The organism is Sphaerisporangium melleum, assembly GCF_014646695.1.
Taxonomy (GTDB): domain Bacteria; phylum Actinomycetota; class Actinomycetes; order Streptosporangiales; family Streptosporangiaceae; genus Sphaerisporangium; species Sphaerisporangium melleum.
Map to the genome: position 1 here is coordinate 44,801 of NZ_BMNT01000022.1, position 12,566 is coordinate 57,366.

12 protein-coding genes are annotated in these 12,566 nt (G+C 73.5%); 9 read left to right on the forward strand and 3 right to left on the reverse strand.

Annotation, left to right across the window (positions count from 1 at the left end; translation table 11 throughout):
- Positions 1–80: 80 nt before the first annotated feature.
- The gene (locus tag IEY93_RS20105; RefSeq protein WP_189164637.1) at positions 81–863 is read left to right on the forward strand and encodes an NAD(P)H-binding protein; all 783 of its coding nucleotides are present in this window, start codon (positions 81–83) and stop codon (positions 861–863) included.
- Positions 864–971: 108 nt separating this feature from the next.
- On the opposite strand, the gene IEY93_RS20110 is transcribed toward IEY93_RS20105, so the two are convergent.
- Positions 972–1,631 (reverse strand): response regulator, encoded by a 660-nt coding sequence (locus tag IEY93_RS20110; protein WP_189164638.1) that lies wholly within the window; start codon positions 1,629–1,631, stop codon positions 972–974.
- Positions 1,628–2,962, reverse strand: a complete 1,335-nt coding sequence (locus IEY93_RS20115; protein WP_189164639.1) for a sensor histidine kinase — start codon at positions 2,960–2,962, stop codon at positions 1,628–1,630. Before IEY93_RS20115 ends, IEY93_RS20110 begins: the two co-directional genes overlap by 4 nt.
- A 142-nt stretch (positions 2,963–3,104) precedes the next feature.
- On the opposite strand from IEY93_RS20115, the gene IEY93_RS20120 reads away from it, so the two are divergent.
- The 4 genes from IEY93_RS20120 (at position 3,105) to IEY93_RS20135 (ending at position 6,989) form a co-directional block, all read left to right on the forward strand.
- Entirely contained in the window at positions 3,105–3,668 is a 564-nt protein-coding gene (locus IEY93_RS20120) for a hypothetical protein (protein WP_189164640.1), read from the forward strand.
- 272 nt (positions 3,669–3,940) lie between these two features.
- Positions 3,941–5,005 (forward strand): peptidoglycan-binding protein, encoded by a 1,065-nt coding sequence (locus IEY93_RS20125; protein ID WP_189164641.1) that lies wholly within the window; start codon positions 3,941–3,943, stop codon positions 5,003–5,005.
- Positions 5,002–5,799 (forward strand): ABC transporter ATP-binding protein, encoded by a 798-nt coding sequence (locus tag IEY93_RS20130; RefSeq protein WP_189164642.1) that lies wholly within the window; start codon positions 5,002–5,004, stop codon positions 5,797–5,799. The genes IEY93_RS20125 and IEY93_RS20130 overlap by 4 nt, the downstream gene beginning before the upstream one ends.
- Before the next feature lie 5 nt (positions 5,800–5,804).
- Entirely contained in the window at positions 5,805–6,989 is a 1,185-nt protein-coding gene (locus tag IEY93_RS20135; RefSeq protein ID WP_189164747.1) for an ABC transporter permease, read from the forward strand.
- A 54-nt stretch (positions 6,990–7,043) separates the two neighbouring features.
- On the opposite strand, the gene IEY93_RS20140 is transcribed toward IEY93_RS20135, so the two are convergent.
- Entirely contained in the window at positions 7,044–8,270 is a 1,227-nt protein-coding gene (locus tag IEY93_RS20140) for a glycoside hydrolase family 16 protein (protein ID WP_189164643.1), read from the reverse strand.
- A gap of 318 nt (positions 8,271–8,588) precedes the next feature.
- On the opposite strand from IEY93_RS20140, the gene IEY93_RS20145 reads away from it, so the two are divergent.
- From IEY93_RS20145 to IEY93_RS20160, 4 genes are all read left to right on the forward strand, one after another.
- A complete protein-coding gene (locus tag IEY93_RS20145) occupies positions 8,589–9,272 on the forward strand; it encodes a class I SAM-dependent methyltransferase (protein WP_203968729.1) in 684 nt (227 codons plus the stop codon).
- A 264-nt stretch (positions 9,273–9,536) separates the two neighbouring features.
- The gene (locus IEY93_RS20150; protein ID WP_189164645.1) at positions 9,537–10,031 is read left to right on the forward strand and encodes an SRPBCC family protein; all 495 of its coding nucleotides are present in this window, start codon (positions 9,537–9,539) and stop codon (positions 10,029–10,031) included.
- Between the two features lie 296 nt (positions 10,032–10,327).
- Entirely contained in the window at positions 10,328–10,951 is a 624-nt protein-coding gene (locus IEY93_RS20155) for a transcriptional regulator (protein ID WP_189164646.1), read from the forward strand.
- The gene (locus IEY93_RS20160; RefSeq protein WP_189164647.1) at positions 10,948–12,564 is read left to right on the forward strand and encodes a pyruvate, phosphate dikinase; all 1,617 of its coding nucleotides are present in this window, start codon (positions 10,948–10,950) and stop codon (positions 12,562–12,564) included. Before IEY93_RS20155 ends, IEY93_RS20160 begins: the two co-directional genes overlap by 4 nt.
- The last annotated feature ends 2 nt before the right edge of the window (positions 12,565–12,566 follow it).

The window sequence follows — 12,566 nt, forward strand, 5'->3', positions numbered from 1 at the left end:
CCTTGCGGCCGGGCGGAAAATCGGTGGCGGCATTCGGCTCCGCGACGCTTGGATGAGGGCGGTCTTTCCGAGGGAGTCTCATGATCGTGGTAACGGCCGCCTCCGGTGCGCTCGGCCGCCTTGTCATCGCCCACCTGCGCAGCCGGGGGGAGGTGACGGCCGTGGTACGCGATCTCGCCCGGGCGCCTGAAGGCGTCCCGGCGCGGCACGGTGACTACGACGACCCGGCGAGCCTGCGCACGGCCTTCGACGGAGCCACCCGCCTGCTGCTGATCTCCTCCCCGGAGCTCGATTCCGCACGCAGGATCAGGCACCACCTGGCCGCCGTGGACGCCGCCGTCGCGGCCGGTGTGGGCGCCATCGCCTACACGAGCTTCCTCGGCGCCGACACCGGCGCGACCGGCCTGACCGAGGCCCATCACGCCACCGAGCAGGCCATCCTCGCCAGCGGCCTGCCGTACACGATGCTGCGCCACCCCTTCTACAGTGACCCGTTCGTCCCGAGGGTGTCCGACGGGGCGATCAGCAGCGGCACCGGAGGCAGGAAGCTCAACACGGCGTTCCGTTCGGACCTCGCCGAGGCGGCGGCCAACGTGCTGACCGGCGCGGAGCACCTGGGCAGGGCGTACGACTTCACCGGGCCGCTGTGGAGTCATCCGGAGGTGGCGCGTGCCCTCGGGGTGCCCTACCGCGAGGTGCCGGACACCGAGCCGGGGCCGATGAGCTGGATCAACGGGCTGGTGCGCGCGGGCGCGCTGGAACGGCACACGGGCGACCTGGAGCGCGTGCTCGGCCGGCCCGCCGAGACCGTCGCGGCACGGGCCCTGACCCTGACGGCGAACGCCACACCGAACCACCCCTGACGGCGGAACCGAGCGACCCCGGCCGTCACCACGTCGTGCCGGCCCACGCCTGACGCGGTCGCCATGTCCACGGCGCACTGCGGTGGCGCCTCGATCCGGCGGCGCGGCTCAGGGGGAGACCAGGCCGTACTCATAACCGAGGATCACGGCCTGCACCCGGTCGCGCAGGCCGAGCTTGGCGAGGATCCGGCCGACGTGGGTCTTCACCGTGCCCTCCGAGACGTGCAGATCCGCCGCGATCTCGGAGTTGGAGCGACCGCGCGCGATGAGCGTCAGCACTTCCCGCTCCCGCGCGGTCAGCGTGTCGAGCCGGTTGCCGGAACGCGGCGACGGCGGCACCGGGGCGGCCTGGACGTAGTGCGCGATCAGCCGCCGGGTGACGCTCGGCGCGGTGACCGCCTCGCCGGACACCACGACCCGGACCGCCGCGATGAGGTCGGCGGCGAGGGTGTCCTTGAGCAGGAACCCGCTCGCGCCCGCACGCAGCCCGGAGAAGACGTAGTCGTCCAGGTCGAACGTGGTCAGGATGATCACCTTCGGCGCGGGGGACAGGGCGCGGATGCGCCGGGTCGCCTCGATGCCGTCCACTCCGGGCATCCGCACGTCCATCAGCACCACGTCCGGCGTGGTGCGGACCGTCGCCTCCAGTGCGGCCGCGCCGTCCCCGGCCTCGCCGACCACCTCGATGTCCTCGGTCTCGTCGAGGATCATCCGGAAGCCGGTGCGCACCAGCGCCTGGTCGTCCACCAGCACCACCCGTATGGTCATGCCACTCCGCCGTTTCGCGCCGCCGCGCGCAGGGGGAGCACCGCACGCACGCGGAAGCCGCCCGGCTCGCGCGGGCCGGCGGTCAGCTCGCCGCCGAGGAGGCTCACGCGCTCGGCGATGCCGTGCAGGCCGCTGCCCCCGCCGTCACCGGCCGGCCACGCCGCCGCGCCCGCGCCGTCGTCGGTGACCTCGATCTCCAGGGCGTCCTCCCGGAAGGCCAGCCGCACGGCGGCGCGCGCGTCGCCGCCGGCGTGCTTGAGCGTGTTGGTCAGCGCCTCCTGGGCGATCCGGTAGGCGGACAGGTCCACGCCGGCCGGCAGCGGGACCGGGTCGCCGTCCACCACGAACGTGACCGTGGTGCCGGCCGCGCGGATCCGGTCCACGAGATCGGGCAGAGCGCCCACGCCGGGCTGCGGCGCGAGCTCGGGGTCCGCGGCCGGGTCCGCGCGGACCACGGTGAGCAGGCGGCGCATCTCGGCCAGCGACGAGCGGCCGGTGCTGATCACGTTCTGCAGAGCCGCCTCCGTGCGCTCGGGGTGGCGTCTCAGCGCGGCGGCGCCGCCCTGGGCCTGGACCACCATCACGGACAGGCCGTGCGCCACGACATCGTGCAGCTCGCGGGTGATGCGGGCGCGCTCGGCCGCGGTGGCCAGCGCGACCCGCTGCCGCTGTTCGCGTTCCAGGTCGGCCGCGCGGGCCTCCAGTGTGCGCAGGTGGGCGCGCCGGCTGCGGACGTTGTCCCCGACCGCGTAGGTGAGCCCGAGCACGAGCATCACCGTGGCCCCCTGCCTCAGCGCGACCATCAGCCGCTCGAAGCCGCCCTGCTCGTCCGGTTCGCCGACCACCATGGGCCCGTCGAACAGCGGCAGGTAGGACCCCGGGACGTGCGGCCTGTCCATCACCTCGGGCCGCACCGGCAGCACCGCGGCCGGCCGGTCGTCGTCTGTGGGCAGGACGGGCCGCAGCACGCTGAGCAGGCCGACACAGGCCAGCATGACGCCGAGCGTCACCGCCGCGACCCGCCGGGGCCGATCCGAGGCGGCCAGCGTGTACAGGGTGATGGGCACGGCGAGGTCGAGCGGCTCGACCGCCATCGCGACCTGCAGGTGGTGGCCGAGCGCGCCCGCGCAGGCCAGGACGACCGCCACCGGCGGCCGGCGGCGCTGGACCGCCAGGCCGATCAGCATCGGCGCGGTCAGCACCCACCAGGACGCCTCCCGGTCGCCGGACTGTTCGAGTGTCGTGATGAGCAGGCCGGTGGCCAGGGCGATGTCGAACGCGAACCACCGCCAGGCCGGCAGCGGGCGGTACAACGCGGTGAGCCGGGACACGAGGCCCATCGTAGGTTCGGCCCGCCGTCCGTTCGTCTGCCCGGAGGCGGATGGCGGTGTCCTACCGCGGTCATACGCCCGCCGGAAAGATCACACCGTACGCCGACGATCGGGACGGCGCGGGCGGCCAGCCTGAGTGTCCATGAGGCTTCTTCTCGGACGCGCCGCCGTGGCGGCGGCGCTGATCACACTGGCCGGATGCGCGGGCGGATCCGGCGGGGCGGCGGGTGCGTCGCCGACGGCCGCCGCGATTTCCGACGCCGAGATGCTGCGCATCGGCAAGCAGCTCGCGCAGTGTTTCCGCGACAACGGCGTTCCGTCGCTGCCGGATCCCATCGTCAAGGACGGCCGGCTGCGGCTGCCCGATGGCAAGGAGGACGAGATCGAGGCGCAGTACTCCGAGCAGGTGCGCGAGCAGGCCGAGGAGGCATGCCGCGGCATCATGGACAAACTGCCGCAGTCCGCCCTACGTGGCGGCGGCGACGAACCGGTCGGCGGACGCCCGGGTCCGGGCGACGTGGACGCGCTGCGCGCGTACGCCAAGTGCGTGCGCGAGCACGGCATCCCGGAATGGCCGGACCCCAAGCCCGATGGGACGTTCCCGTTGCGCGGCACGGCCCTGCAGGGGGAGCGCGGCTCCCAGCGGATGACCGAGGCCGCCCAGGCGTGCAGACAGCACTGGGCCGGCGGCCTCGTGATCTCGTGAGCGGGCGGGACACGACGGTGGACGACCACGACACGACACCGCACGACCGCGGTACGACGACGGATCGGCGAGATACGACCACGGACGGCCATGACACGACGACGGACGGGCGCGACGTGACGACGGACCGGCGCGATGGGATCGGGGGCGCGCCGGACGCGAGAGCCGCGACGACCGAAGGGGGCCATACGACGACGGACGGGCGCGACGTGACGACGGACGGGCGGGATGGGATCGGCGGCTCGGGGCGTCGCCGGCGGACGCGGCGCATCGTGGCCGGCGGTACGGTGCTGGCCGTCGTGCTGGGCGGGGCGGTGGCCGCCGGGTACGCGGTCACCGCCACGCCCGAAGAGAACGTCGCCACCGCGACCGTGCCCACGGCGACCGGCACGGTGGCCCGCGGACGGGTCGCCCAGTCGATCCGCCTGGCCGGCGCCTACGGCTTCGACGGGTCGTACTCGATCGTGCACCAGGGCGCTCCGGGCATCCTGACCGCCGCCGCGCGGCCCGCCGCCCGCGTCGGCCGGGGCGGCGTGCTGTTCCGGGTGGACGGACGGGCGGTGCGCCTGCTCTACGGCACCATCCCGGCCTACCGCGACCTGCGGCTCGGCATGACCGACGGCCGGGACGTACGGCAACTGGAGCGCAACCTGGTCGCGCTCGGCATGGACCCCGGCCGGCTGATGACCGTGGACGACCACTTCACGGCCGCCACCGCCGCCGCGGTCCGCCGCCTGCAGAAGGCGTGGGGGGTGCCCGCGAGCGGGCGCACCGGGCAGTTGCCGCTCGGGTCGGTGGTGTTCCTGCCGGGCAGGATCCGCGTGAGCGCCGCCCAGGTCTCCACCGGCGCCGGCGTCCGTCCGGGCGGGCCGGTGCTGTCCGCCACGTCCACCCGGCGGGTGGTCACCGCCGACCTTCCCGCCGACCGGCAGAACGCGGTCGCCAAGGGCGACCGGGTGACGGTCACCCTGCCGGGCGCCGTCCCGGCGCGGGGCAAGGTGCTCCGCGTCGGCCGGGTCGCCACGGCGCCGAAGCGGAACGAGGGGCCCTCCGGCCCGGCCACCGTGGAACTGGTCATGACGGTGCGAGTGCCGCGCGGGGCGCCCGAGCTGGACAAGGCCCCGGTACAGGTGATGGTGGCCACCGCCGTGCGGCAGAACGTGCTGACCGTGCCGGTCGCCGCGCTGCTCGCCCGCCCCGGCGGCGGGTACCAGGTGCGGCTGGCCTCCGGCGCGTACGTCCAGGTGAAACCCGGGTTGTTCGACGAGACCACCGGACGGGTCGAGGTCACCGGCGGCGTGCGCGACGGCGACCGGGTGGAGGTGCCGGAGTCGTGACCGCCGTCCTGGAACTCCTCGACGTACGCCGGACCTATCCGGGCAGCCCACCGGTGGAGTCGGTCCGCGGCGTCACCCTCACCGTGCACAGCGGGGAGCTGGTCGCCGTGGTCGGCCCGTCAGGCTCGGGCAAGACCACCCTGCTGAACCTGGCCGCCGGCCTGGACCGGCCGACCTCCGGCTCGGTGCGCGTCGCCGGCGAGCCGCTGGAACGGCTCGGCGAGCGGCGGCTGGCCGGGCTGCGGGCGCACCGGCTCGGCGTGGTCTTCCAGCAGTTCTTTCTGCTGGACCACGCGACCGCGCTGGACAACGTGGCGGACGGGCTGCTCTATCGGGGGGTTCCCGCGCGCCGGCGCCGGGCGGCCGCGGCGCAGACGCTGGAGCGGGTCGGCCTGGCGCACCGCCTCGGTCATCGGACGCGGCTGCTCTCCGGGGGCGAGCGGCAGCGTGTGGCCATCGCGCGGGCGCTGGTCGGCCGGCCGGCGGTCCTGTTCGCCGACGAGCCCACCGGCAACCTCGACTCGGCCGCGGGGGCGTCCATTCTGACCCTGCTGCGCGAGCTGAACGCGGCGGGCACCACCATCGTGGTGATCACCCACGATGCCCAGGTGGCGGCGGCCACCGACCGGCGGGTGTTCGTCCGCGACGGACGGATCGAGCACGACACCGCGGGGCCGAGCGGCGCCGTGCGCGGCCTCATGGGGCACGCGGCCGGCGTCGTGCCGGACGGCGGAGCGGGGCGCGGTACCGCGTCGGGCGATAGAGCAGCGCGTGCCGGGGAGCGTGGGCGGTGAGCGAGATGTCACGGCTGCGTTTCGCGGACCTGGTGCCGGTCGCGACCATCGGCCTGCGCACCAGGCCGGCGCGCGCGGCGCTGTCGCTGCTCGGCGTGGCGATCGGCATCGCGGCCGTGGTCGCCGTCCTGGGGGTCACCCGGTCCAGCCAGGCCGATGTGCTGGCCCGCCTCGACCGGCTCGGCACCAACCTGCTCACCGTGGCCAACGGAGTGCGCATGGGAGGAGAGGAGGCGCAACTGCCGGTCACCGCCGCGCGGTCGGTCGGCCGGACCGAAGGCGTGCTGGCCGTCGCGCCGACCGCGCAGATGCGCGGCATCGAGGTCTACCGCAGCGACCGGATCCCCGGGTATCTGAGCGCGGGACTCGAAGTGCGCGCCTGCGACCCCACCCTGCTGTCCACCCTGGACGCCACGCCCGCGGCGGGCGCCTTCCTGAACGAGGCCACCGCGAGGTACCCGGCCGTCGTCCTCGGGTACGAGGCGGCACGCGCGCTCGGCATCGCCGAGGTGTCCGGGCGGGACCGGGTCTGGCTGGGCGGCCGGTGGTACGCGGTGATCGGCGTCCTGCGCCCGGTGGAGTTCGCGCCGGAGATCGACCGGTCCGCCCTGATCGGCTTCGCCGCGGCCGCCGCGGACTTCGGGTACGACGGTCACCCGAGCCGCCTCTACGTCCGGGCGCATACCGACCGCACGCCGGAGGTCGCGGCGATGCTGCCGCGCGCCGCCGACCCCCGCTTTCCCGGGCAGGTGACGGTGAGCCGTCCCTCGGACGTGCTGTCGGCGCGGCTGGCGGTGGTGGACGCGACCACGTCGCTGTTCCTCGGCCTCGGCACGGTGGCGCTGCTGGTCGGCGGGATCGGCATCGCCAACGTGATGGTCATCTCGGTGCTGGAACGGCGGGGGGAGATCGGGCTGCGCCGCGCGCTCGGCGCCGCCCGCCGGCACGTGGCCGCGCAGTTCATGGTCGAGTCGATGCTGCTCAGCGCGGCCGGGGGCGTCCTCGGGGTGCTGCTGGGCGCGGCGGTGACCGTGGCACTGGCGCACCGGCAGGGCTGGCCCCCGGTCGTCCCGGTGTCCGCCGCCGGGGCCGGGCTCGCCGCGGCGGTGGCGGTCGGTACGATCGCCGGCCTCTACCCGGCGCTGAGCGCGGCCCGCATGCCTCCGACGCAGGCCCTGCGCACCGCCTGACGGGAAGGCCGGCGGTGGGCGCCGCCGGCCTTCTCGCTCGCCGCTCTCAGCGGATCAGCCGCGGGTCCACTTCTGGTTGGACCCGCCGGTGCAGTCCCACAGTTGCAGCCGTGCCCCGTTGGCGGAGTTGCGTTCCACGATGTCGACGCATCTGCCTGCGGGGACGTTGACCAGGTCGCCCGCCGCGGTGAGCGTGAACCGCTGAGCGCCGGTGCCGTTGCAGGTGTAGAGCTGGATCGCCGTGCCGTTGGCGGTGCCGGCCGCCGCGGCGTCCATGCACTTGCCCATCGCGGTGACGGTGCCGTCGGCGTTGACCGACCACTGCTGGGCGGCGGTGCCGTTGCAGTCGTACATCTGCAGCGGAGCGGCGTCCACCGGGTTGGCGGCGGGGATGTCGATGCAGCGGCCGTTCATGGCGGACTTCAGCGCGCCGCCTCCGCCGCCCCCGTCGCTGGTCCAGGCCGAGACGCGGACGTAGTCGATCAGCATCGTCTGCGGGAACGAGGTGGTGGAGTCGGGGTAGCCGGGCCAGTAGCCGCCGACCGCCACGTTCAGGATCATGAAGAACGGGTGGTCGAAGACCCACCGGTCGCCGCCCAGGTTGGACGGCGTGACGCGGAAGTACTCCGAGCCGTCCAGGTACCAGACGATGAGGTTCGGCGACCAGTCGACCCGGTAGTTGTGGAAGCCGTCGGCGAGCGGCGCCCCGATGCTGCGGTTGCCGCCGATGCCTTCGCCCCCGGAGTAGCCGGGGCCGTGCACGGTGCCGTACACGGTGTTCGGCGCCTTGCCGACGTTCTCCATGATGTCGATCTCGCCGGTGTTCGGCCAGTCGCCGCCGCCGAGCATCCAGAACGCGGGCCAGATGCCCTGCCCTCGGGGGATCTTGATGCTGGCCTCGAACCTGCCGTAGGCCTGGCTGAACTTGCCCGAGGTCAGGATGCGGCCCGAGGTGTACTGGCAGGTGCCGTAGTGGCACTGGTAGCCGGCCGGGTTCTCCTTGCGGGCCGTGATCGCGAGGTGGCCCTGGCCGTCGTGGTACACGTTGCGGGTGGAGTCGGTGTAGTACTGCTGCTCGTTGTTGCCCCAGCCGCCGCCGCCGATGTCGAACTTCCACTTGGTGCCGTCGACGGGTGCTCCCGAGGCGGCGTTGAACTCGTCCGACCAGGTGACGGGGCCGATGGCGGCTTCGGCCCGTTCGCCGCTCGTGCCGGCGACGAGGCCGCCGGTCAGGGTGACGACCACGGTCAGCGCCGTGAGGAGGAGCCGGGGTGTGCGCATGGAGACCTCCGGTGGTGGTTCTCGCCAGGCACCGACTTCCGGCCCGCGCCTCGGAGGCGTGCGGGGGCGCACACCGGCGCGCTCGTCGTCCTGCCGGAAGAGCCTTCACCGCCTGGATGAAAAGGATGTAACCCCGACGTCACGGCTCTTGTCAATAGGAAGCTTTCTTATTTATTGAGTCGCGGAGCACCCTTCACGTCAGGTGAACGCCCCCTGACGGCCACCCGCCCTGGCAGGCGACCTCTCGGGCGGCCGGAACGGGAAAACCGGATGCCGTACCCCCGGGGCCAACGGGATGATCGGGGAGTGCCCGCATGGATGATCGACGAACTCGCGTACGCGGGGCCGGAACATCTCGACCCGGCCTTCATCGCCGGATACGACCGCAAACAGGGATACCCCGATCCCACCGAGGATCTGACCGTGCTCGGCGAGCTCGGCGTGGCCGAGGACTCGACCGTCGTGGACCTCGCCGCGGGGACCGGGCAGTTCGCCCTGCCCGCGGCGCGGCGCTTCCGGCGGGTGGTGGCGGTGGACGTCTCTCCCGCGATGCAGGACTTCCTGCGGCGGCGGGCCGCGGACGCCGGCGTGTCGAACATCGATGTCGTCCGGGCCGGGTTTCTGTCGTACGAGCACGACGGCCCGCCGGTGGACGCCGTCCACACCCGCAACGCCCTGCACCAGCTTCCGGACTTCTTCAAGGCCATCGCGCTGGACCGCATCTCCCGCCTGCTGCGGCCCGGTGGTGTGCTGCGGCTGCACGACCTGATCTACGACTTCGCGCCGTCGGAGGCCGAGGCCGTCTTCGGCCGGTGGTTCGCCGGCGCGGCGAGTGATCCGGCCGCGGGGTACACCGCGGAGGACTACGCGGTGCACATCCGCACGGAGTTCAGCACCTTCCGCTGGTTGCTCGAACCGATGATCGCCGCGGCCGGACTGGAGATCGTCCGGTCGGCGTTCCACCGCTCCCTCTACGGCACCTACACCTGCGTCAAACGCTGACGATGGCTCCGCCCGCCCTGCGGGGTGAATGGGTGAGTCACGGAAGGTGCTCGCCGCTAGGGGACCCCGGCTGAAATCGGGGGTGACGGGCTGTGTGTGCGTCTATATCGTGCTAAGGGAACTGAGCGGGGCGGACGCCGATCTCGTCGTCCGGGCCTCGGGGGCGCCGCTCGCCGCCGGATCTCGGCGCGAGCGGATTTCGCGGCATGAAGCCAGAGGCATCGACCGGGTATCCGACCGAAGACCGGGAGAGGAAACCACCCCATGACCGTAGTCAGCACGGACAAGGACCTGGACGCGCGGACGCTCACGTTCGTCAGCGAATTCGACGCCGGGGTCGAACGCGTCTGGCAGGTGTGGGAGGACGCTCGCCAGACCGAGCGCTGGTGGGGGCCGCCCATGTGGCCGGCGACCTTCGAGCAGCACGATTTCACCGTCGGCGGCGGGTCCCGCTATCGCATGAACGGCCCCGGCGAGCAGGAGGTCCGCGGCTGGTGGAGGTTCACGGCGATCGAGGCGCCGGCCCGGCTGGAGTTCGACGACGGTTTCGGCGGTGACGAGAACGACCCGCTGGTCGCCATGGACCCCGCGCACATCGTCGTCACCATCGAGCCGCACGGGGCCGGCTCCCGCATGACCCTGGCCACGGTGTACACCAGCGCCGAGCAACTCGACCAGATTCTGGCCATGGGCGTCATCGAGGGGATGAGCGCGGCTCTGGGGCAGATCGACGGAGTCCTCGCCGCAGCCCCGAACTGACCTCGGACACCCGTTTTCGGCGCCCGGCGCCCTGGCCGAGCGGATGCCCCGCGCGTGCGCGACGTCCGGCGGGCGACCTCCGCGGTCGAGCGCAGGCGACATCGGGGGGAGGCGCGGTGCCGGGCCTTGGCGCGGCGGGCGGAGCGCCTCGCGCCCGGTTCCGCGAGGCAGGGTGTACGCCTTACCTGTCCCGGCCATTCGGATGTTAATGTCATCCAGATGAAGATGGCATCCGAAGTGTCGACTCGGATCCGCGGCCGGAAGGGAAGGCGGGTCGAGTGCGGAGCTCACCCCATGTGACCAGCGCTAACCTGCTGGCCCTGCACGCGCTTCGGTGCATCGGCTTCGCCGCCCTGTCCCGCGTGTCCGAAGCGACCGGGCTCTCCGAGGCGGACACCGAGTCCGAGTTGATCGACCTCGCGGCGGCCGGCCTGGTCCAGTACGTTCCCGGCGACTTCGGCGCGTGGGGGCTCACCGAGGCCGGTCGCGCCGCCGACGCCGAACGGATCTCCGGCGAGCTGGACACGGCCGGCACTCGGCCGGTGGTGGCGAAGGCGTACGACGCCTTCCTCGTGCTCAACCCCGAACTGCTCGACCTGTGCACGGCGTGGCAGATGCGGCCGGTCGGCGGGGTGCCCACGTGGAACGACCACACCGACTCCGCGTACGACTCCCGCGTCCTGGACCGGTTCGCCGACCTCGACCAGCGGTTGCAGGACGCCTGCGCGGAGCTGTGGGCGGCCATGCTGCGGTTCGGGAGGTACCGGCTCCGGCTCACCGACGCACTCACCCGTGCCAGAGCGGGCGCGCTGGACTACGTGACCGACAACATGTCCTCCTACCACATCGTGTGGTTCCAGCTTCACGAAGACCTGCTCGCCACCCTGGGCATCCCGCGCCCCGACCCGGGACACCGATGACCTGGATCCACCCCATCCACGCCGGGCTCACCGAGCCCGCGAGCGTGCTCGGGAGCAAGGGGTACGGGCTCGTCGTCCTGCGCCGGCTCGGGCTGCCCGTGCCGCCGGGGTTCATCATCGGCACCGGGGCCTGCCGCGCCTTCCTGCGTGACGGCCGGCTCCCCGATGGTCTCGACGCCGAACTGGCCGCCGCCGTCTCCGGCCTGGAAACGGCCACCGAACGGCGTCTCGGCGGGCCGGAGCGGCCGCTCGTGGTGTCGGTCCGTTCGGGCGGCGGCGTGTCGATGCCCGGCATGATGAGCACCGTCCTCAACGTCGGCCTCACCGCCGGGGCCACGGCGGCGCTGGCGGCCGAGACGGGCGACCGGCACTTCGCGCTGGACTCCCGCTTCCGGTTCCTGTCCGGGTTCGCCGCCGCGGTCCTCGGCGTGCCGCCGGACATCCTCGACGCCGCCCGCCAGGTGGCCGGGAGCGATGGCGAGAGCGGTCTCGCCGATGCCATCAGAGCCGTCGAGGAGCTCGTCCATCGCCGATCGGGCGCCCCGGTCCCCGACGACCCCGTGCGGCAGGTGGAACTGGCCGTCCGGGCCGTGTTCGCGTCATGGGACACACCGCGCGCCACGACATACCGCACGTTGCACGACATTCCACACGACCTTGGTACGGCGGTCACCGTGCAGGCCATGGTCTTCGGCAACCGCGACGACCGTAGCGGAAGCGGTGTCGCGTTCAGCCGTGACCCCAACACCGGTGAGCGGGCGCCCTTCGGTGAGGTGCTGTTCGGCAGGCAAGGGGAGGACGTGGTCTCCGGGACGTCGCTGACCAGGCCGCTGCCCGAGCTGGCCGGACGGGAGCCGCAGGTATGGGCCGGCCTGCCGGCGGCACTGGACCGCCTCGAACGGCACTATCGCGACGCGTGCCACGTGGAGTTCACCTTCGAGGCGGGGGAGCTGTGGCTCCTGCAGGTGCGTCCCGGCGGCCTCGCCGGCCGTGCCGCCGTCCGCGTCGCGGTGGACCTCGCGGACGAGGGGCTCATCAGCCGCCGCGAGGCGCTGCTCCGGGTCACCCCGCCGCAGCTCCGGCACGTCCGCACGCCCCGGATGGGTACGGCCGAGCCGGGCGACGTGCTCACCCGGGGGCTCGGCGCCTGCCCGGGGGTCGCCACCGGCAGGGTCGCGACCACCGCCGACCGGGCGGTCCGCATGGCCGCCGGCGGCCCGGTCATCCTGGTGCGCCCGCACACCTCTCCGCTCGACATGCACGGTCTCGCCGCCGCGGCCGGCGTGGTCACCGCCCGGGGCGGGCCGGTCAGTCACGCCGCTGTGGTCGCGCGGGCGATGGGCAAACCCGCCGTCGTGGGCGCGGCGGACCTCACGGTCGACGTCGCCGCCGCCCGTGTCAGCGCGGGCGGGCGGACCATCGCGGAGGGCACGCTCATCACCATCGACGGAACGGGCGGTCAGGTCGTCCTCGGCGACCATCCCGCCGTCCCGGCCGCACCCGACCGTCACCTGCACCGCCTGCTCGACTGGGCCGACGAGGTCTCGGGCGGCGGCTCACACCGCGACCAGGAGGAACGTCTCGCCGCGGCGCACGCCGCCCTGGCGGGATAAGG